The following is a 22,403-nucleotide window of genomic DNA, read 5'->3' as shown; positions in this document are numbered from 1 at the left end:
GAAAACCAACAGTTCTAACCTGCCGTTTTCCTACATTTTACGGGTGCCTTTTACAAACACTTAAACATTAGTTTTACATCATAAAAATGCTACTTTTGTCTATATTCTGATAGTTAATTAGTTGTTTTAAGCTGTTTTTTCACATCTATTTATAATGAAATACCTTTAGTCATAGTAATTATTTAATTGTTTAACTGTAATTAGCTAAAAAGTTTTGAAAACGGGGTTATTTTTAAAGCTCATGCCCACTATGCGAGCTGTCTCCCTAGAAACAGTAGGCGGGGGGTCTATAAAGAAATAGAGAGCATACAATTAAGTACACACTCTATTAGATCGTATCTATTCTATTTTGATGTATTAATACACTCATGTGTAATAGCTATTTGTTGCTTGCTCTCAATCGTTTCATGAAGTCTTCATATGATTCTGTATGTAATTCAAACTTAGCACGTTCATAATAACAACTATCAATAGTATTTTTATCATAGGGCAAATTCTATAATTAATCTGAACAGAAATTAAAAAGCCCAAAGCAATCACTTACAATGGTAGTAGCTAATTCCAACCAATATAGGGAGTGATTACTTTGGGTACATCTACTTTATCACGTTTTCAACGTGGCGCACTAGCACAACTGGTCAATGAGGGGAATAAATCTTACCAAGTAATGGCTGACGCCTTAGGCGTCGCCAAAGCTACGATTAGCTATGAGTTGGACCGGGTTAAATCTTATGATCCAGAATTAGCTCAGCAAGATGCAGATCGCAAAAGGCGGAATTGCGGTCGTCGTTCGATGCTGACGGCAGCATTAGCGACTTTAATTACCAATCACTTACGATTAACCTGGTCACCAGAAACCATTGCGGCCGCTTATAACTTGAGCACTGCGTCAATTTATAATTGGCTTAATCGTGGCTGGCTTCCCTTCAAATTGACTGATCTACCCAATCGAAATGTCCGCCAGCACCGAGTGAGCGAAAATCGTGGGAAATTTACAAGTGGGACTTCCATCGAACAACGGCCAACAACTGTTAATCAACGGTTAGCTTTTGGTCATTGGGAAGTAGATACGGTGCTTTCTAGTCGAAGTGAGTCACGATCATGTCTGGTTACATTCGTAGAACGTAAGACCCGACTTCTATGGGCCATCAAAGCCCCTAATAGAACGGCTAAGGCTCTAAACACCGCCTTTGGCAAGTTTATGGGGGCCTTCGGTCCCCAAGTAAAATCCATTACTGTTGATCATGGTAAAGAGTTTGCCAATTATCAGGCCTTAGAACAGGATTATCAGATCAAAGTTTATTTTTGCCATCCATATTCACCATGGGAGCGAGGTTCCAATGAATATTTTAATAGACGGTTACGCTGGTTCTTCCCGAAAAAGACCAATTTTAGCCAAGTAACGACTGATGAGATCCTAGCAGCACTTGAACTAATTAATCAACGACCATTAAAAATACATCATCAACAGACTGCCATTGAAAGATTCCGGGCTTGTTCGGATTAAACTTGTAATTTGCCAATTGATGATAATGTAACAAAGCAATTAATGACGACCCTATATTCAATTAAGCAAAATACCTCAGTAGATCAATATGGGGTTTACGTGATTCAAAGTCCCAAGTTGAAATTATCGGAAACATTAAATAATTTTTGCCAAAAATTAGGAATGCATTATCATCCAGTGGTAATTGATGATAATCAATTTAATGATGCACCAACGACAGACCGTTACCCTAAAACAATTTATTATCGCTTATTGGCTTATAAATATTTACCAAAGAATTTGAAACGAATTCTCTATTTGGACGTTGATATTTTGGTTATTAACGATTTAATGTCTTTATATGAATTGGATTTAAAAGATTATTGGTATGCCGCAGCAAGTCATACATCATTAGATGTAACTGATAATTTGAATAAATTACGATTAGGTAATTATGAAACTGAAAGTTACTATAATTCAGGCGTGATGTTGATGGACCTAGAAGCAATTAGAGAACACGTTAAAGCCAATGATATTTTTAATTATATTGAAAAAATGGGTAAGGCACTTTTTTTGCCAGATCAAGATATTTTAAATGGACTATATGGACAACATATAATGAAGATTCCTGATGAACTCTATAATTATGATGCACGTATGAATCCTCTGTACTTTGCTAAAAGCAATGGTGAATGGGATATTGATTGGGTAATTGATAATACAGTTATTTTACATTTCTGTGGTCGAGATAAACCATGGCGCTCGGAATATAAAGAGCGTTATTCAGGATTATATAAGCATTATCAACACCGAGCAAAAAAACTAAGATTTGAATAAATACAGGAAAAGAAGTTAGGACATAACCCTAGAACAGTATAAATTGGCAGTCTAAACGTGGAACAGAACATAGCCTTCGAGCATGTTTTGTTCTATTTTTTTACAATTTGTCAATATTATTATGATTTTACTTTGATATAATGAAGCCATGGCAGATAAAACAATAGCATTAAGATTAGACAAAGATTTGTACGACTGAATAGCAGAAGATGCCAGTCGTGAAAATCGCAGTGTTAACAATTATATTGTCACTAAATTAAGTGATACGGTACCAACCAATAACCTTGAACAGCGCCAAATAGTAGGATCTGTGGTTAAAGGGGACAAGATCAATATGGCAAATGACTTGATTGAGGTTAAAGGTATCTATTATCGCATACTTATGGCTTTTCACAGAGATGGATTAAAAATGCAATTTCGAAGGGAGATAAGTAAGTTCTGATAAAAAATTATCTTTTATAATGATTTTTTAGTAAGAAGACTACGAATATGTATATTCAAAATATTGGAAACGCTTCTTTAATGCTAATTTAATTTGATATATTGTCGCAATATGTCAACAGGTCTATACTTTCTTATATGTATTAGGATTAATTTATATATATTTTGGGATTTATTAGGAGGACGAAGTGGGATCAGAACAAACTATCAGTATGATTCAAATATTTGGCATACTACGTAAACATATAAGGGCTATAGCCGGGACAACATTAGTTGTAACGCTGGCCGCAATTTTTGTGACTTTTTTTGTTATGACGCCTAAGTATAGCGCCACAACAGAGATTTTGGTTAATCGTAAGTTATCATCAGACATGCAGGCGGCACAGTTTCAACAAGTGCAAGCTGACGTGCAAATGATCAGTACATATAAGGACATTATTACTAGCCCAACTGTTTTAAGGGATGTGAATAAGCAGATTAGAGATTACCCTGGATATCCTGGATCAATGAGTGCATTGAAAGATTCACTATCAATTAGTAATTCTCAAAACTCTCAAGTATTTTCAGTAACGGCGAAGTCAACCGATGCAGGAACAGCAGCTGCAATTGCTAATGAAACGGCAAAGGTTTTTAAGAAAAAGGTCGTTAAGATCATGAGTGTCAATAATGTTTCAATTGTTTCTGAGGCTGAGACGAATACTAAACCAGTAAGCCCTCGTAAGACGTTAAATATTTTGGCGGGAATCATTTTAGGATTGATATTGGGGATAGCATTAGCCTTTATTCGTGAATTAACAGATCGAACAGTGAGTGATGAAAGTTTCTTAACTGACGATTTAGGCTTAACCAGTTTAGGAATTGTTAGTGAGATTGATCAAAAAGATATTGAACGTACTGCTGAACATAAGGACTTACAAGTACCAATGAACAACAGTGAATTTTCATCTAGAAATCACAGAAGGGTCTAGGTAAACTAATGCCATTATTTAAAAGTAAGACTAAAAAATTAGATAAATATAGCTTGAAGCATGGTGTTGGATTAATTACTTATGATGATCCGACCAGTGCTACATCTGAGCAATTTAATACTATTAGAATAAATATTCAGTTTTCATCAGTTGATAAAAAATTAAAGTCGATTTTATTTACATCTTCTGCACCATCAGAAGGTAAATCGACTGTCAGTAATAATGTGGCCGTAACTTGGGCCAATCAAGGTGAAAAGGTCATTCTAATGGATGCTGATCTAAGAAGACCTACAGTCCATAAAATCTTTAATGTCAGTAATAGAGTAGGATTATCCAGTTATTTATTGGGTAATGCTTCATTTGAAGAAATTATTCAACCTACAATGGTTAATAATTTATTTGTCATTACAAGTGGACCAATTCCTCCTAATCCTTCTGAATTGTTGGGAAGTATGCGTACAAAAGATCTATTGACAAGGCTTGAAGATAAATCGGATTTGTTGATATTGGATGCTCCACCAGCTAATTCCGTAACTGATGCTCAAGTTCTAGCTGCCCAAGTTGATGGCGTAATTATGGTTGTTCCACAAGGTATTGCTGAAAAAGCAGGTGTAGCACATGCTAAACAGGCTTTAGAAACAGTTCATGCCAATATTTTAGGCGTAATCATGAATCGAGTAACTAAAGAAAAATATTCCGGATATTATGGTGGATATTACGGTGGTTATTATGGAGCTGAGAAGAAAAAATGAAATTAATTGATTTGCATTGCCATATTTTGCCAGGAGTTGATGATGGATCTAAGGATTTACAGATGTCGCTGGATTTGGCTAGGGTGGCTGTAGATCAAGGTATTAGTCATGCACTTTTGACACCACATCATATGGATGGTGAATATGTTAATCATAAGCAAGATGTAATAGAAAAGACTAATGAGTTTCAAAAGAAACTAGATAGCAATCAGATATCGTTGACTGTTTTTGCAGGGCAGGAAGTTCATTTGACTGGTGAGTTGATTTCGGCCATAGTTGAAGATGACGTTTTATTTATGGATGAAACCAATCGATATTTGTTATTGGAATTGCCACATAATGGGATTCCTGAATATACGGCCGATATGATTTTTGATTTGACCACTAGGGGAATAGTACCAGTTATCGCCCATCCGGAGAGAAATTTGGGCTTTCAAGAAAAACCAGATAAATTGTATGAATTTGTAAAAATGGGTTGTTTGACTCAACTGACTAGTAGTAGTTACTTGGGTGTGTTTGGGAAACACGTTCAAGAATTAACTGAGCAAATTATCAAAGCAAACTTGGGATTTGTTTTTGCTTCGGATGCACATAACTTTAAGGGACGAAGGTACTTGATGAAAGAGGCCTTTGATAAGTTAGAACGCGAAGAAGGAAGAAATAAGGCCCAACAATTTAATATAAATGCAAAAAACATCATCAATGGCGATGATGTTGGGGATACAGATTATGTTCGTATTTCTGAATTAACTAAGAAGAGAAAGAGATTCTGGTTGTTTTAGATAATTCGATTGATAAAGGGGAATAAGGATATGGAGTATTTTGATGGTAGTAATAATAATAATAATTTATCAATTGATCCTGCTTACCAAAATAGACGATATGTTTATAAAGCGATTAAAAGGATATTTGATTTTGTCGCTAGTTTTTTAGGGCTAATATTATTGTCACCATTATTTTTAATTGTGGCAATTGCCATAAAACTTGAAGATTCGAAGGGGTCGGTATTTTATTCACAGGTTCGTTTAGGAAAAAAACAAGAACCGTTTAAGATGTATAAGTTTAGATCGATGGAAGTACATGCTGATGAACATTTGAAAGAGTTACTTTCTGAGAATGAAGTTGAAGGTGCCATGTTTAAAATGAAAGACGATCCTAGAGTTACTAAAGTCGGACGATTTATTCGTAAATATAGCATTGATGAGCTTCCTCAGTTAGTTAATGTTTTACTGGGGAATATGAGTTTAGTAGGTCCGAGACCACCGTTGCCCCGTGAGGTTAAAGACTATACAGATTACGATAAACAGCGTTTGGTTGTAAAGCCTGGTTGTACTGGATTGTGGCAAATTAGCGGCCGTAATGATGTTGGTTTTCCTGAGATGGTTCAATTGGACTTGAAGTATATAAATCATCGTGGATTAATGTTTGATTTGTATATAATGTTTAAAACTATAGGTGTGTTTGTAATGCCAAATAGTGCATATTGATAGACTAAAATTAGGGGATAATTATGAAAAAAATTGTACATGTGGTAGAAGCGTTTGGTGGTGGAGTATTTACATATTTAGCTGATTTAACTTCAGGACTAGTTGGAAAGTATGATGTATATATATTATATGGTAAAAGAAAGCAAACACCTGAGAATTTTCAAAATTATTTTGATAAAAGAGTAAAACTTATTAGAATAAATAATTTTACAAGAGGTATGAACTTATGCAAAGATTTCGCAGCCTATTGTGAAGTAAATAGATATATTAATTCATTAAAACCAGATATTATACATTTGCATTCGTCAAAGGCGGGGGGCATTGGTAGATTAATAAAATATAATGGAAAGCAAAAAGTTTTTTATACGCCACATGGTTATTCGTTCTTAGACTCGGGTAATGGTGAAATGAAGCTCAAAGCAAAAATATATTTTCAATTAGAAAGAATTCTGGGAAAAAAGAATGCAACCACAATTGCCTGTAGTTATGGAGAGTATATTGAGAGTGAAAAAGTGACAAAAAATGCTATATTCATCAATAACTCAGTCAATAGTAAAGAACTTTTGAATTACGAAACAAAGAATTCTAATACTCAAAAAGTTATTTTTACAATTGGCAGAATAAGTGATCAAAAAAATCCTAAATTATTTAATAGTATTGCTAAAAGATTACCTAATACTAAGTTTGTTTGGGTTGGAGATGGACCTCAACGGAATCTGTTGACGGCAAAAAATATCGAAGTAACAGGGTGGTTAAAAAGATCATCAGTTTTAAGACTAATTCAACCTTATGAATATTTCATTCTAACTTCAAAATGGGAGGGCTTACCAATATCATTACTGGAAGCAATGTTTTTTTCAAAAATCTGTTTTGTCACAAATATTATTGGGAACAAAAATGTTATAACAGATGCCAGCGATGGATATATTTTTAATAATGAAATTGATTTTTTATCCAAGTTTAAAAATTTTGAAAAAAAAGTTGGTCCGAAGGCAAATGAAATAATAAGAAAGAAGTTTTCAAAGGAAAAAATGATAGGAAAATATGTTAACGCATATGAAAAGCTTAATCAATGATAAAAAATGAAAGTAAATTAAATAGAACTCTGTTTACAGCAATTATAAATTGTATTTTTTTAATATTTTCTTTGTTGTTTTTTAACGAATGTCGTAATTTATTACCAAGTTATTTTTATAATGATAATTTGGTAATAAGGACATATATGCAAAACAACTACTTGAATACAGATAGAAGTTTTGCAAATACGGCCAAGTTCTTTACGGCTCTTAATTTTAATTACGATACGTCATATTTCATGGAATCATTTTTTTCGTGGATTGTTTTTTTAGCGTTATATTTAATAATAGTAATTAAATATAAAATTGATTTTTCAAAATATAATAATCTTATTTTGTTATTTATGTTTAGCATATTCTATGGTGCATATGCTGCACAATTTTCTAAAGAATTGGTAGTATTTATTTTAATGGACTTTGTATTGTTGATCTCTACATCTAAGTCTTTGAAATATAATTTGCTGATTTTTATATTAATATATGGAATTTTCTTTAGGACATATTGGATTTTAATATTTGTCCTATCAATATTATTTTACTTTGTTGCTAGAAATAAACATACAAATCTTTGGAGTTGGATAGCTTGTTATTTTTTAATAATTATTTGTATGGAATTATCTTATAATTTTGTTACTGGAAATTTTTTATCTAATTATAGATATAGTGTAAATGTATGGCGAGTAATGGATGTAAACTCAAATACTATTATTAATAATCCATTAATTAATAGCAATATATTGACGGACTTCTTAAATTTTTTGTATGGGTTATTAAATATTTTCATTCCAATTAATGGTATCAATTCTAGTAATGAAATTATTTATTATTTATGGATCTGGATTATTGTCTGGATAACATTTAGATCTATTTTGAAGAACAAGGACGACTTAATGGATTATAAGTTATATTTTCTTATTGGAATGATTAGTGTTCAGGCTTTTTTTGAACCTGATATTGGATCAATGCTGAGGCATCAAATAGTATTATTGCCAATATTACTTCTTTTTATTAATAGAGACACGTTTTTGAAATCTAATTTTGAAAGGAGTAAACCTAATTGAAAAAAAGCGTATGGTTTGTAGCAAGTAATCCGTTTAATCCTGATCCTAGAGCAGAAAAGCAAATGAAGTTTTTAAGCAATAATGGATTTAGAGTATCAGGTATTGGATGGGATAGGAGTAATAATAACGATTCAACTTTTAGTGTAAGTAATAATGTTAATGTTGAAGAAATGGGTATAAAAGGAGCTTTTGGAAGTGGTCTTAAGAACCTATTTCCTTTAGTTAAGTTCAATATAAGATTATTTTTTAAGTTATTAAAGAATAATGAAAAGATAGATATAATACAATCGGTAAATTTAGATACGGGGTTGACATGTCTGTTTTTTTCTAAGATTTTTAATAAAAAAATGACATATGATATCTATGATTATTATGCGGATGCCTTTCCAGTTCCTAGTATATTCAAGCCCTTAGTAAAAAAAATCGAAAATTTTGTAATTGATAAAAGTGACTCTGTAATATTGCCTATTGATTCCCGTAAAGCACAAATCAAAGGCTCCCATCCTAAAAGTCTTTTAACGATTTATAATACACCAGATATTAATGCAACTGAAGTATCTAATAAATATTATAAACTTTACCGAAAGGGAAAAATTAATATTTCGTTCGTTGGATCTTTAACACCTAATAGATTTTTGGATGAATTAATAGATATTTCTCGAAGGAGAAATGATATTTTTTTACATATAGCGGGATTTGGCAATGAAAAAATTGTTGATAATATAAAAGATAAGAGAAATGGAAACGTTAGATTTTATGGTAAGGTTCCTTATAAGGATGGATTAGCAATATCTAAAATGTCGGATATGATGGTAGCAATTTATAATCCCACTATTACTAATCATAAATATTCTGCTCCAAATAAATTTTATGAATCTTTATTATTAGGAAAGCCAATAGTGGTGGCAAAAGGTACAGGTATTGATAATCTTGTTGATGCATATAATGTAGGTTATTCGATTGATTATAATGAAAATGATTTCGAAAGTTTACTTAATGTATTAAATTACTCTAAATTAGAGAAATTTAAAAAGAATAATCAAAAAGTATATATGGACCATTTCAGTTGGTCAATGATGGAGAAAAGATTGTTAAATCAATATAGAAAATTGTAATTGATTTTCTTTGCTAATCAGGAGTTTTTATGAAAGTTATTAAAAATTATTTGTACAATGTCTCGTATCAGGTATTTGTTCTTCTAGTTCCCTTTATTACAATTCCATATTTAGCAAGGGTGTTAGGTCCTCAAGGAGTAGGAATAAATTCATATACTAATTCTATAATTCAGTTCTTTATCTTGATGGGAAGTTTAGGAACAAACTTGTATGGTAATAGGCAGGTAGCATTCGTTAGAGATAATAAGAAGAAGTTGTCCGAAACCTTCTATGAGATTTCATTGGTGAGATTAATAACATTTTCTATTTCATTCCTTTTGTTTGGAGTATTCATGTTATTAAATAATGAATTTCAAGTCTATTATTTAGCACAGGCAATATCTATTTTGGCTGCTATGGCAGATATAGCATGGTTTTTTATGGGAGTAGAAAACTTTGCGGTTACTGTTCTAAGAAATATAGTTGTTAAAATATCAACACTGATTTTGATTTTCATTTTTGTGAAAACTTCAAATGATTTGTTGACGTATATTTTTATTGTTTCTTTATCATTGATTGTAGGGAATCTGACTTTATTTCCGGATTTAAAGAGGTATATATATGCACCTGATTTTTCTAATATAAATATAGTTAAGCATATCATGCCATCATTAATTTTATTTGTTCCACAAATTTCTACGCAGATTTATGTAATAATTAATAAAACTCTACTTGGAATTATTGATAATGTACAAGTTTCGGGCTTTTTTGATCAATCTGATAAAATAGTAAAAATGATTTTAGCAATTGTCACGGCAACGGGTACAGTAATAATGCCACATGTGGCTAATGCATTCGCTAAGGGACAGAATGAAAAGACAAAGGATTTGCTGTATAGTAGTTTTTCGTTTGTATCTCTGATCTCGATACCAATGATGTTTGGTCTTGCTGCTATAGCCAGTGAATTTGTACCACTATTCTTCACATCAAAGTTTAATAGTGTTATTCCAGTAATGATGGTGGAATCGATGGTAATTGTATTTATAGCGTGGAATAATGTTATCGGAACTCAATACCTTTTTCCAACCAATCAAACTAAATTTTATACGAGGTCTGTCATATATGGGATAATTGTCAATTTAATAATGGATGTTCCGCTTATTATGATTTTTGAGGCCATTGGTGCAGCTATAGCAACTGTGTTATCGGAGTTTGCGGTGACTGCTTATCAATTGTGGTATATAAGAAGCCAAATTAATTATCATCGTTTATTTGAGGACAGTTTGAAATTTTTTATAGCAGGAATAGCAATGTTCATTGTTGTCTTTTTTATGAATATCATGTTGAAACATTCGTGGATTATGATAATATTTGAAGTCTTTGTAGGTATATTTATTTATATAATTTTTTTGGCTTTATTTAAAACAAAAATGATTTTAAAAATCAAAAAATTGATTTTAAACCATACTTTTTTGGGGGAGTAATATATGGGTAATAGTCATAGAAATAAAGGAAAAAAGAAACATACATTAAGAAATGTATTTCTAGTATTAATTTTGTTAATAGTTTTGGGGGGATCAGCATACGGTATGACCAAATATCGTAATGTAAAAAATGCTGTAAACAGCTCATTTACACCATCTGGTGTGACTAAACAACGAAATGTAAGTAAAGAGTTACAAGAAAAAAAACCGATATCTATTCTCTTAATGGGAACAGATACCGGTGCATTGGGAAGAGATTATAAAGGTAGAACCGATAGTATGATGGTTATAACGTTAAATCCATCAACTAATAAAACTACTATTACAAGTATTCCTCGTGATACGGCCGTTAATATTCCAGGTTATCAGAAGGATTCACCTGCTAAAATAAATGCAGCTTATTCTTATGGTCAAGCTAAGACCGCCATCACAACTGTTCAAAAGTTATTGAATGTTCCAATTGATTATTATGCACTTATTAATATGGGCGGTATGGAAAAAGTCATTGACCGAGCTGGGGGAGTTGATGTGACTCCAACTTTAACTTTTACATATCAAGGCTATACTTTTACTAATGGTGAGAAAACTCATATGAATGGTAAAAAAGCTCTGGCATATTCGAGAATGCGTTATGATGATCCTCAAGGGGATTATGGTCGTCAGACACGTCAAAGAGCTGTTCTAACAGCACTATTGAAGAAGAGTAGTTCGGTTAAGACGTTATTGAATCAATACTTCATTAACTCAATTGCCAATCAAACACAAACGGATATGACCTTTAATGATTTAACAAAACTTGCTAAGGATTATAATTCGGTTAGAAAGAATACTTCCGAAACTCATTTACAAGGTACTAGTGCACAAGTAGCTGACCAAAGTATGGAAGTTATGAAGAAATCCGAATTACAACGAGTAACTGATTTTATTCGTAAAAACTTAGATTTGTCAAAGGCTAAGACAGGTGATATACAATATGACCCTGCAACTCAAAGTTCTTCTACAACAAAAACTGATGAGGAAATTAAGAATATAGGTTCACAGCGTTCGACAACCTCTAGAGCAGGTTCAAATAGTTCGACATATGGTTATTCAAGTACTGGTTATTAGAATTTGAAAGCTAAATAATAAAAAAGTTACAAGGCAACGGCAATTAAGCTGAAGTTTTGTGACTTTTTTGTTTCTAATATTAACCAGATATTTTTAGTAAAATGATATGTATAATTTTTCGAATTTATCCTAAAATGTCCCCAATTTGAAATTGACTAAGTATAATTCCTCTGTTAGGCAATAAAACAAAATATTTATGGGGAATATAAAATGAGTAAAGATCATAAAATAACTAAATTTTTTTTGTTTAGTAATGCTGTTTTAGGGGGATTCTTCTTATGGAATTCGCAAATTATATTAGCTGATACTATTAATACATCTGATAAAGTAACCTTAAGCCAAATATCTAATTCTGATACAGATCAAAGTGGTATACAAAGTGATCAAGGAAAATCAAATAATAGTAATTATTCAATCAATAATAATACTCCATTGACTAAGAGTGTTACTACACAGAATCAGAATATAACTTTTATTGAAAAGGATAATCAGTATTATATTTATAATAACGAAAGCAAGAATTTCATATTGGCAACGCCTAGCCAAATACAAGACATTAATAATGCCAAGAATACAAATAGTATTCAAAACAATTATTTACCTGTTGATCGCCAGAATGAATTAGATAATGCAGTTAATGAAAAACAAAATACTGTTGATGATTATCAAATCAAACATGACGATGGTTATGATAAAAATAATGGTGATATTGCACTTCATTCTGATGAAAGTAAAAACAATTATTTGAATTGGTCTGATAACACAAATTTAGTTAATAGATTACAATCAGGAGAATTGAAGGCTGGAGATGATTTGGGGAATGGCTATATTTTACATATCGTTGATCAATTATCTAAGGTGCCAGCTTCGATAAATAATGATACTGATTATTATCAAACCATATCTAAAAAGATAAATGACCAAACTATCTATTTTTATGCTGATAAAAATGGAACTCTTCAAAAGTGGGATGACGGTAAACAAGATTTTAGTGATGTGACAAAAGATGATCAATTATATTCAGATTATAAAAATGAAAGTTATAATACTGAGTATCTTAATGGAGATAGTCGAAATGCGCCAATAGCAGATGCAGTTGAGAATAATAAGAACTATATTATTGAGAACGGTATTGTTTATAAAATTATTAAATCCCAAATTGCAAGAACAAATTAGTCACACGATAAATCCTATTAAATCAGTATTTTCATTAATATTCATATTTTATGGACTTAACTTAACCGGCGGAAGCAGCGGAGAAAAGCTCTTTGGGTGTTTGATAGCCAGTTTGCCGGCGCGGTAAATTGTTTAGCTTTGACTCAACTGCTTGAATATCATGAGGACCCAAAATATCCATGGATAGACCCTTGGGTACATCGTGGCGGATCATTCGATTATGCGCTTCGTTAGTCCCACGCTCAGAGGAACGATATGGATGGGCATAATAAAGGTCAGCGACACCGGTAAGTACAGCGCCAACTTCCGAGAACTCAGCGCCATTATCGGCAGTAACTGACTTCATGATTGATCCGTATTCTTGACAGATCTTGGCCAGCTCATAGTTGACCGAATCGGCATCACGACCATCGATCAAACGTAGAATTTGGCAGCGGGATTGACGCTCGATCAGCGTTAAGATCACACTCTCTTGACCGTTGCGCTTGCCCACCACGGTGTCCAATTCGAAATGGCCAAACTCTTGGCGCTGGTCGATACTTTTAGGCCGTTCATCAATACTCCGTCCGGCCAGACGCTTGTGCTTGATCGAGTGATGATGTTTGGCACGGTGGCGCGTTTTTTCGAGTAGATCAAGATTACGGACTTCAAGTAACTGGGCATCAATATAGTGGTATAGCGTCTTGGTCGAGACCATCTCCTCAGGTTGATATAAGCCTTCAAGTTTGGCCCGTCCTACTGCTGCATCAGGCGACCAACCATCTTGACGCAAATGAGTCGTAAAATAGTCGATAAAATCAGCGACACCGACGAGTTTCAAAGGTCGATGACAGTGGGCTCGATTAGCTTCGTACTTAGCTTGTGCTGTTTCTGGTGAGTATACAGCGTAATATTGGCGTTGACCATTCACTTTTTTTACTTGGTCGATCTCGCCGCGGCACAATTCATTATTGATTGTTTGATGACAAACATTAAGCGCTCTGGCAATTGCACGATTGGAATAGCCTTGGCTGTGCAGCGTAGCAATTCTGCCTCGTTCAAACGAAGTTAGGTGCTGACCTTTTTTTCTGACTGTGGTATTCTGTTCTTGCATCAAGACAATAACCTCTTTCATTGTTTGTGTAGGAACATCAATGATAACAGAGATTTGTCTTGGTGTTTTTTATTTTATCAATTAGCTAAAAGTATTTGGCTAACTTGATTATAAAACGCGCGTAATAATTGTATTGTCTTCTGCCAAATGTATTTCTTTACAATCTTTAACTTCACTAATAGTAATAAAGTTTTTACCATTAAAATATTCAAGTCGTTTTATATTATTGTCCTCCTTAATAGTATTATTGATTGTTTTATTCAAAATACTGACACAACTGACACAAGACTGACACAGACCACCGCCTTACTCTACCAACGCTTACGCCTAATTATGTGTCAGTGTGTCAGTTATTTTTAGAAAAACTTCCACTGTATAATTATTTCGTTTTATACTACTATTACTATCTATTATTTATTTTTTTATTTATATTATAAAAGTTAAATAAAGTGACACATGACACAAATACTCTGTAAATGCTATTATATCAACGTTTAAACGTGTGTCAGTTATGTGTCAGTGTGCTATTAATCGTAGCCATCAGTAATTACACGAACACCCATAAATCTAGAAACAGCATTGGTGGTATCTGATATTCCGTAGCCATTTCGACTTCTTTTTCTATGTATTCCGTACTTTTCTAATTTATTAGCCATCGTTTGAATACTCATTTTATCTGAATAGCCATTATTTTTTGCGTATTTTACCCATTGATCGTGTATGTAAATAGCCTTTTCACCATTGGTATCATCCTCAGTAAGTTCAAGACAATCCTCTACAAAATTCTTAAATTTGTTATTATCGTCTTTCCATTTGTTAGTGCTATCACGAACACTATCGGGGATAGTGAATCCGTTACGATCTAATACTTCACGAAATAACTGCATACATTTGACTGCAAAAGATGGAGCTTCCTTTTTAACTGCATTCATATCAATGTCGTTCCACCATTCGGGATGTCCGTTAGGCTCGTTTCTTGTATTAGGATTGATTGTATCAATAGTGATTAGTCTACTAGCAAAGCCGTCTGAATCATCCCTAAATTTAGGTAAGCTATTCGCTGAAAAAAGAAGTTTAGCATAATTTCTAAAATGAAAACCTTGTATACCTTTAAACTCTGCATTAATTGAATCACCACCAGTTAAATTCTTTAAAATAGCGGTATTCTCAATATAACTATCATCTATGTCTGCAACCATATTAACTTCTTTTCGAAACAATTCGGCTTTGTTAAATTTATTTTGTTTACTCCCCATTTCATTTGGTGGGATAGCTGAATTGTTATCATCTCCAATTACATTCTTTAAAACGTGGTTTATAAATGTACTTTTTCCATTACCACCAGTTCCGTGTAAGAACACGGCTTTATTGAACTTTGAATATGAATGATAAAACATATATCCTATATACTCTTGTAATGTGATAGAGGCATCTCCAAACATTTTTTTCATAAGATGGTCAGTAGCGGGACAACTATTATTTGAGGGATCAATACTGTAATTGTGATAGGTTAGTAAATAATCTTTGGAGGCATGTGGCTGTACTCTATTAGTTAGAATGTTATAAGTACCGTTTTTAAATGCTACTAATTCAGGTCGTGATGTATCAAATGGGGATGTATTACCTAGGGATATATCAAACATCATCCTTAGAATATAAAGTCTAACTTTAATAACATTCCCATTGTCATAAATTCCCCATGCACGTAAATCACGTGTTAATATGCTTTCAATAGTTGCCTGTGCCTCGTTTTTGCCGTATATATTCCATATACCTTTATCGGGTAAATAATTAAACCCCTCCATCATCCCTTTAGATCGTTTCATGATATGAGATTTAAGGAACTCATCTCCATAAATTACATCATCTACGTTATGTTTTAGAGTGATTTTACTTGATAATTTTTGGGTGGGCGGTGTATATGTAAACCATATGTTTAGCCATTTTGGAGTATCGTCACTAATTTGTTTATTGAATGCTTTTAACAATTCGGGATTGCTTGCCGTTATCTCATCCGGTGGAGTAGTGAAATTAATATCGTATGGAATCAATTTAGGCGACTTTTCAACTATCTTTATTTTGCTATCATCAATAGCTTTTTTAATTTCTTCGGGAATTTCTTTCATTGTCCACCATCCTTATTTACCATACTTCTAAAAATTTTATTTACCTCGCTTTCTTCAAGTGGTTCATCTATAAAATTCTGATTAATTACACATAACAGGTAGTAAATGTTTTCACGTTCTGCACCGCTATTAAGTAGTTTAGCTGTCATTCTTGTTAGCCAGTCGTTGCGTGTACCGTGGGTCGTACCTGTAACTATTTCGTCTATTAGTTTGCCCGTATATTTTTTCAATCTAATGCCGTTACTATTGTTGAAATTCAATATAATGTTTTTGGATTGTATTTTAGGCTTAGATTGGTTCATTAGATTAATAATGTCAGTGCTAGGTTCATTCATTGGTAAATGATTGTCCCACGTATAAGCGGTGTTATTTCTCTCACTAGGGGCAACCATTACATAATTATTAATGTGAGCTTTTATATCTACACCATCCAATACACCTATATTTTGACTTAGGCTAATGTCTTTAGGCTTTTTATAAAAAAATTGTTTTCCACCACTAGCCGTAGTCTGTGACAACGTTTCATTTAAGTTGATACCTTTAATAGATTTAAAGCCATCCGTATCATGTCCCGCCTCATTATCAATATCAACAACAAAAAATTGAACTGTTCGTAATCCTATTTGTGCATAGGGATATTTATTCCAGATTGTTTTAATATCATCAGATGTTAAAGAGGGATGATTTGCAAACTTAATAAGTGGTGTTTTGTCTTGTGATAAAGGTAAGACGTAAAACCCTTTTTCCGCATATCGTAGGGCGTATTCTAATAAGTTCTTAGTCATTGTTAACATCATTTATTGATAGCGATACATTCATGAGGTTATCTTGAATAGAATTTAAACCGCCGTGATCTAATAACGTGAGTATTGCCATTATTTTACTTTCGGATGATAAACATTGCGTTGTGTCAACCATATTTATAATTAAGTCTATTAATTGCTTGTTCTTTAAGTTGTCGTTTAATATAGATTGTATTTGTTCATTCATATTGTATGAATCTCCCTCAATTTCGTTTATAATTGAGTGTAAACATTGTTATGAATATTGATGGCTTATCCTTACTTTGGCGAGAGAGGATAGGTCTTTTTTTTATTTACACTCGATATCATAATTATTTGTCCGTTTTTTGATCGTATTCCATTGATTTTTCAAAAATTCTAAGAATTTCGGCAAGCCTAGAAGCATTTTTTGAAATTTCAATAGCTAAATCTGAACCGCCTACACGTTTATCGGAATCTGTATTAATTACAACACTGTCTTCTTCTACGGCTTTTAAGTCCCACTTTATTTCATCAGTTAAAAAATCAAATTCTTGTTCCATTTTGTCAGTCCACATATTTTTATCTCCAATTATTCTATTTGTATTAGTTTTAAACGCCCCGCTAGACTTGAATTATTGTTCTAATACAAATTGTTTTATTTCTTCTTTACTGTAAAGAGTGATACCTCTAACAACGTGGTAAGGCATCCCCATAGCAAGAAACTTATCAAGCGTATTATTCGATACACCTAAATATATACAAGCCTCTTTCTTACGAAAAAAGTCTTTACTATTAATACTGGCATCCTTACGAGCCTTGCTAATGGAATCAGTTACCAACTTGTAAATGTAATCCCCTAGGGATTCTTGTTGATCGTGTGATAGTGTAATCTCCATTTTATTTGTCCTCCTTATAAACAAATTTCTTTGATGTTAGCATCTAATCCTTTTGCAACTTTACCAATAGTGACAGCATTACCGCTTGTATGGGATTGTTCAAGGTTAATAAGTGTTCTAACAGTTACATTAGATTTCTTCGCTAGTTGTTCTAGCGTATATCCTTTGGATGCTCTTAATTCAAACAACTTAGATGAGTTTATTTTCATTTTTTCTCCTTTCTGTGACACAAAAATGTTAATTATGCCTCGTTAATAAACATAAACTATATTTCATTTATTTTCAAGTAATTGTGGCATTTCTCCTAAAAGTAATTGAAATAATGAGGCATGTGAGGTAATCTTATTTATGAAATATTATGAAAGGTCGTTATTTTTATGACTGAAATAAGAAATACTAGAAAAGATATTGGTCAAAGAATACAAGAAGCACGAAAAGCAAAAGGACTTAGTCAAGACGAACTTGCAGATAAATTAGGTTCTAAACGTACTACCATTGGTAACTATGAACGTGGGGAACGTTCTATTGATACTGATATGGTTAAGAAGATTGCTGATATTCTGGAAATACCATCATCTTTACTAATCGATGGTATTCCAGATGGATATACTGGTAGGTACTCTATTAAAGACTTGGTTAATGGGGATAGTAATTATTGGTCACAGTATTATTATGATGTTACAAGTGATGATCAAGCTGAATTTATTTATGGTATGGAAGATAAGGCAAACTCAATTAATACTTTTACATTGGATCTAATAGATTTATATAAGGATGATTATCTTAGTTATCTACAAAATTCAGTAAATATAATAAAAGACAAAATAATATTAAAAGAACAAAGGGACAAAATTAATGAATTAATTAAGAAATCAAATCCAATCCCTAAAAAAGAACTTAATAAAATAGAACAATATGACCCCTTTAAAGAATTAGCTAATAAACGTAAGAAATTAGAGAAGTTAAATTATCCCATAAAAATTAAAGGGGATTTTCAATCTGAATTTAGAGAATTAATTAAAAATTATGATAATCACATTCCTACAAAAAGGGAGTTACAAAATATACTTGATAAAATTGAAGATAATAAAAAACACGTTAGAAGAATTATAAATAATTAACCACCCACGAAACTAACACGCCCCGCTAGCGTTTAGGAGTAGGACAATGACAGAAATTAAAATGTACGAAAAAAAAGACGGTACTACCGCCTATATGTTTAGTGTTTATTTAGGAACGGATGAACTCACAGGAAAAGTAAAAACTACTACTCGTAGAGGTTTTCAGACACAAAAAGAAGCCCGCCTAGCAATGTCTAAACTACTATTAGACACTGACAAGCATGGCTTTCAGAAATTAGATAATAAGCCGTTTAAGGCTATCTATGAACAATGGTACGATCAATATAAATCAACGGTCAAAGAATCTACTTATACTAAAACCGATGAACACTTTACACTTCATATTTTACCAGAAATAGGTAGCATCCCTATGAATAAACTTAAAACTATTCATATTCAGACGGCTGTTAATAAGTGGTTTAAGGCTGGTTTAACTAGGTATAAGAGATTTTACAATTATATTAATAGAGTGCTTATATGGGCTTATAAGATGCAGATTATTAATGATAATCCCGCAAGTAGGGTTATTTTACCAGTTAACACAAGCCAATTTAAAACAATGAAAGATAACTATTATGATCTAAAAGAATTGAAACATTTTTTTGACTGTTTGAATGACTTGGATAATCCACAAGCATACATGTACTTTAGATTATTAGCATTTACAGGGATGAGAAAAGGCGAGAGTTTAGCATTACTTTGGACTGATATAGACTTTAATAATAATCAGATTAGTATTACTAAAACGGAATCGCAAGGCGCTCACGGCCGTTTATTAGTTAATACACCTAAGACAGATGCTAGTGTAAGAGTGGTTAATGTTGATAATAAAACTATGTCAATGCTGAAAGGCTGGCGTAAGACACAACGCAATGAGCTGTTAATGTTAGGTTTTAATACAATCAATAAAGATCAATTGGTTTTTTCTAACAATAGAAATACTATGCTTGTTCCTACTAAGCCTAGAATATGGTTACAACGTGTTGTACAACGCTTTGACTTAAAGAATGTAACTGTTCATGCATTTAGACGTACGTTTGCTACACTTGCGATTGAATCAGGTGCCACGTTGAAAGAAGTACAGGCACAATTAGGACACTCAAGTTATAAAACTACTGCCGATGTGTATACAGAAGTTACTAAAAAACAACGTAAAGATACAGCTCAAAAGTATGCTAATTATGTTAATTTTTAGAGGGTATATAGTCAAAATATAGTCAAAGGGTGTTATTTCACTAAATAAAAGGCTTTAAACGTTGGTATTACAGTATTCTATGATTGAGTATCTTGTTCCCAATATGCACGGTGTAATTTATTACGGAGTTTCAACTGATGAGTACGTTAAAGCAGATGACGGCGTTAGTGTCATTAAGTAGAGCGCAACAAGGCATGCCCAGCTTTCGAGCATTAAGGCAAATAGGCCCAGCAATCCCGAAGGATTGCTGGGCCTATTTGATTTAAGCGGAAAAAGCTATGCCTTGTTGCGCGTTTAAGCAGCATGTTTAAGAAAAACAAAAGGAGAAATCTAATCCCAGATTGCTGCAATAATTTGATTTAAGCAAAAAAGCTATACTTTGTTGCGCGTTTAAGTAGCAAGTTTGAGAAAGAAAAAAGGAGAAATCCAATCCCAGATTGCTGCAATAATTTGATTTAAGCAAAAAAAGCTATACTTTGTTGTGCGTTTATATTTATAAACTAAATCCTCAACAATTCCTTTTCAAAAGCTGGATTCCATTTCTCTACAGCAAAATGATTATTAGAAATTGCTTCAACTTTCTTTATCCAAGCTATTTCATTATTAGCTCGTACCTTTAAAAAGTCATTGGATGTTTCTGAAGCAAAGAAACTTTGATTTACTATCCACCAAGTATGAGCAATTTTAGTTCGATTCAAATCGTCATTAAGTCTCATTGATTCTAAAAATGGTGTAGGTTCAGGCAATGTGACCATTACGATTTCAGTTTGGCTTTTGTCTTGCAATTTTGGTAAAAGATCGATCATGGATTGTGGAATTTCGCCAGATGTTCTCTTAATTTCTTTAGCATATCTTTGAGTAGAATCTAATAACAATAGGGTGTGTCCAGTTGGTGCGGTATCAACTACGACTACATCATCTTTGTCATCAGCAATTAGCTTGGCAAATTCTCTAAATACGGCAATTTCTTGTGTACAAGGTGAACGAAGATCTTCTGCTACGTAGTCAACATCATCAGAATTTAGGGCTTTTCTAGCATCATCTAAAACTTCTTCTTGATATTTTCCTAGAGCATTTTTTTCATCAATATGATTAATGTGGATATTTGGATTATTGATATTAAAGTAAGATAAATGGTCAGCAGGATCGGTTGTAATTAAGCGGACTGATTTATTATTGTCGGCTAATTTTTTGGCAATTTGAACAGCGACGGTTGTTTTACCAACGCCACCTTTACCCATAGTAAAGATGAGCTTTTTATTAGTATTGATTAAATCATTAACTACTACATTGATATCTGGATAACTATTTTCAGGCAAGGTTATGTTTGATTCTTGAATTTGTTCGTCACTTAACATTAAACGAATGTTTTTTAGACTGGAAATATCATAAGGTCTTAAGGGAATATCAAAAGTTGTTAACTTGTTGATAAACTCTGCTGATCCTGATAAATCTCTTCTTTGTTGATCAAAAATCGTTTTTGAAAGATCATCGTCGTAGTCTTGCATGGTTCCATTAATAACAAGAACTTGATTATCCATACCGATTTTATTTAATTCATTTGATGAACATTTAGTTTCTTTCAGAGATGCTCTTTGTGGACGGGTAACTAAGATCAAAGTGGTTTTTGTAGAATCGGTCAATGTGGCAACGGCTTTTTCGTACATTTTCTTCTTGTCATTCAATCCAGACAATTGCCCTAGACATGAAACACCTCGATCATTTTCATCCAAATAATTATTCCATGCGGAAGGTAGCTGCAACATTCTTAGAGTATGTCCAGTTGGAGCGGTATCAAAGATAATATAATCGAATTTTTCGTCAATATTTGGGTCAGTCAAAAAATTAGCAAATTCATTAAAGGCGGCGACTTCAACGGTACATGATCCAGATAGTTGCTCTTCCATATTTTTGATGGCGGAGTCTGGTAATTTCCCACGGTATGGTTTTAAGACACTTTCTTTATACTCATTAGCCGCAGTAACAGGGTCAAAATTAGCTAGTTGCAATGTCTTAGCTTTATCAACTTTGCTAAGTTTATTTGTCAACTTCATTTCAAAGACATCTTGTAAGTTGCTGGCAGGGTCTGTAGAAACCATGGCTACTTTAAATCCCTTATCCACTAGCTTTAGGGCAGTAGCACTAGCAACAGAGGTTTTACCTACGCCACCTTTTCCAGTAAAGAATAGGTAGTGGGTTAAATTCATATTTAAGGGATCATATTTTTCCATAATAACCT

At 32.8% G+C, this 22,403-nt stretch carries 20 protein-coding genes; 13 read left to right on the top strand and 7 right to left on the bottom strand.

Annotation, left to right across the window (positions count from 1 at the left end; all coding sequences use genetic code 11):
- Positions 1-586: 586 nt before the first annotated feature.
- The 11 genes from FC72_RS04195 to FC72_RS04140 all read left to right on the top strand — a co-directional run bounded on the left by FC72_RS04195 (position 587) and on the right by FC72_RS04140 (position 12,969).
- Positions 587-1,507: an IS30-like element ISLsa1 family transposase gene (locus tag FC72_RS04195; protein WP_057765091.1), complete on the top strand. Its 921-nt coding sequence runs from the start codon at positions 587-589 to the stop codon at positions 1,505-1,507.
- Positions 1,508-1,516: 9 nt separating this feature from the next.
- Positions 1,517-2,323: a glycosyltransferase family 8 protein gene (locus FC72_RS04190; RefSeq protein ID WP_338025124.1), complete on the top strand. Its 807-nt coding sequence runs from the start codon at positions 1,517-1,519 to the stop codon at positions 2,321-2,323.
- Between the two features lie 629 nt (positions 2,324-2,952).
- Positions 2,953-3,732, top strand: a complete 780-nt coding sequence (locus FC72_RS04185) for a YveK family protein (protein WP_057765089.1) — start codon at positions 2,953-2,955, stop codon at positions 3,730-3,732.
- A gap of 8 nt (positions 3,733-3,740) precedes the next feature.
- A complete protein-coding gene (locus FC72_RS04180) occupies positions 3,741-4,484 on the top strand; it encodes a CpsD/CapB family tyrosine-protein kinase (RefSeq protein WP_057765087.1) in 744 nt (247 codons plus the stop codon).
- Positions 4,481-5,266 (top strand): tyrosine-protein phosphatase, encoded by a 786-nt coding sequence (locus tag FC72_RS04175; RefSeq protein WP_057765085.1) that lies wholly within the window; start codon positions 4,481-4,483, stop codon positions 5,264-5,266. Before FC72_RS04180 ends, FC72_RS04175 begins: the two co-directional genes overlap by 4 nt.
- A gap of 30 nt (positions 5,267-5,296) precedes the next feature.
- Positions 5,297-5,971, top strand: a complete 675-nt coding sequence (locus FC72_RS04170) for a sugar transferase (RefSeq protein ID WP_057765083.1) — start codon at positions 5,297-5,299, stop codon at positions 5,969-5,971.
- Between the two features lie 23 nt (positions 5,972-5,994).
- Complete coding sequence (locus tag FC72_RS04165) at positions 5,995-7,047, top strand: glycosyltransferase (protein WP_057765081.1); 1,053 nt, start codon at positions 5,995-5,997, stop codon at positions 7,045-7,047.
- 1,057 nt (positions 7,048-8,104) lie between these two features.
- Positions 8,105-9,223, top strand: a complete 1,119-nt coding sequence (locus FC72_RS04155) for a glycosyltransferase (protein ID WP_057765077.1) — start codon at positions 8,105-8,107, stop codon at positions 9,221-9,223.
- Between the two features lie 29 nt (positions 9,224-9,252).
- On the top strand, positions 9,253-10,686 hold the full coding sequence (locus FC72_RS04150; RefSeq protein ID WP_057765076.1) for an oligosaccharide flippase family protein: 1,434 nt from the start codon (positions 9,253-9,255) through the stop codon (positions 10,684-10,686).
- Between the two features lie 3 nt (positions 10,687-10,689).
- Positions 10,690-11,793, top strand: coding sequence for an LCP family protein (locus tag FC72_RS04145; RefSeq protein ID WP_057765074.1), 1,104 nt, complete (start codon positions 10,690-10,692; stop codon positions 11,791-11,793).
- A gap of 210 nt (positions 11,794-12,003) precedes the next feature.
- Positions 12,004-12,969 (top strand): hypothetical protein, encoded by a 966-nt coding sequence (locus tag FC72_RS04140; RefSeq protein WP_057765072.1) that lies wholly within the window; start codon positions 12,004-12,006, stop codon positions 12,967-12,969.
- Positions 12,970-13,030: 61 nt separating this feature from the next.
- On the opposite strand, the gene FC72_RS04135 is transcribed toward FC72_RS04140, so the two are convergent.
- From FC72_RS04135 to FC72_RS04105, 6 genes are all read right to left on the bottom strand, one after another.
- Positions 13,031-14,062 (bottom strand): IS30 family transposase, encoded by a 1,032-nt coding sequence (locus FC72_RS04135; RefSeq protein ID WP_057765070.1) that lies wholly within the window; start codon positions 14,060-14,062, stop codon positions 13,031-13,033.
- A gap of 527 nt (positions 14,063-14,589) precedes the next feature.
- Entirely contained in the window at positions 14,590-16,188 is a 1,599-nt protein-coding gene (locus FC72_RS04130; RefSeq protein WP_057765068.1) for a DNA primase family protein, read from the bottom strand.
- Complete coding sequence (locus FC72_RS04125; RefSeq protein ID WP_057765066.1) at positions 16,185-16,973, bottom strand: bifunctional DNA primase/polymerase; 789 nt, start codon at positions 16,971-16,973, stop codon at positions 16,185-16,187. The genes FC72_RS04130 and FC72_RS04125 overlap by 4 nt, the downstream gene beginning before the upstream one ends.
- 329 nt (positions 16,974-17,302) lie before the next feature.
- On the bottom strand, positions 17,303-17,527 hold the full coding sequence (locus FC72_RS04115) for a hypothetical protein (RefSeq protein ID WP_057765061.1): 225 nt from the start codon (positions 17,525-17,527) through the stop codon (positions 17,303-17,305).
- Between the two features lie 57 nt (positions 17,528-17,584).
- Positions 17,585-17,848, bottom strand: coding sequence for a MerR family transcriptional regulator (locus FC72_RS04110; protein WP_057765060.1), 264 nt, complete (start codon positions 17,846-17,848; stop codon positions 17,585-17,587).
- Positions 17,849-17,862: 14 nt separating this feature from the next.
- A complete protein-coding gene (locus FC72_RS04105) occupies positions 17,863-18,057 on the bottom strand; it encodes a helix-turn-helix transcriptional regulator (RefSeq protein WP_057765058.1) in 195 nt (64 codons plus the stop codon).
- 168 nt (positions 18,058-18,225) lie between these two features.
- Here FC72_RS04105 and FC72_RS04100 point away from each other — a divergent pair, with 168 nt between their 5' ends.
- Positions 18,226-18,969 (top strand): helix-turn-helix domain-containing protein, encoded by a 744-nt coding sequence (locus tag FC72_RS04100; protein WP_057765056.1) that lies wholly within the window; start codon positions 18,226-18,228, stop codon positions 18,967-18,969.
- A 46-nt stretch (positions 18,970-19,015) separates the two neighbouring features.
- Positions 19,016-20,164: a site-specific integrase gene (locus tag FC72_RS04095; protein ID WP_057765054.1), complete on the top strand. Its 1,149-nt coding sequence runs from the start codon at positions 19,016-19,018 to the stop codon at positions 20,162-20,164.
- Positions 20,165-20,664: 500 nt separating this feature from the next.
- Here FC72_RS04095 and arsA read toward each other — a convergent pair whose 3' ends face one another.
- On the bottom strand, positions 20,665-22,395 hold the full coding sequence (gene arsA / locus FC72_RS04090; protein WP_057765052.1) for an arsenical pump-driving ATPase: 1,731 nt from the start codon (positions 22,393-22,395) through the stop codon (positions 20,665-20,667).
- Between the last annotated feature and the right edge of the window lie 8 nt (positions 22,396-22,403).

The organism is Companilactobacillus tucceti DSM 20183, from assembly GCF_001434665.1.
In the GTDB taxonomy this organism is placed as follows: Bacteria; Bacillota; Bacilli; order Lactobacillales; family Lactobacillaceae; genus Companilactobacillus; species Companilactobacillus tucceti.
Note: the sequence above shows the minus strand (reverse complement) of the source record. Positions and strands in the feature narration are given on the sequence as shown.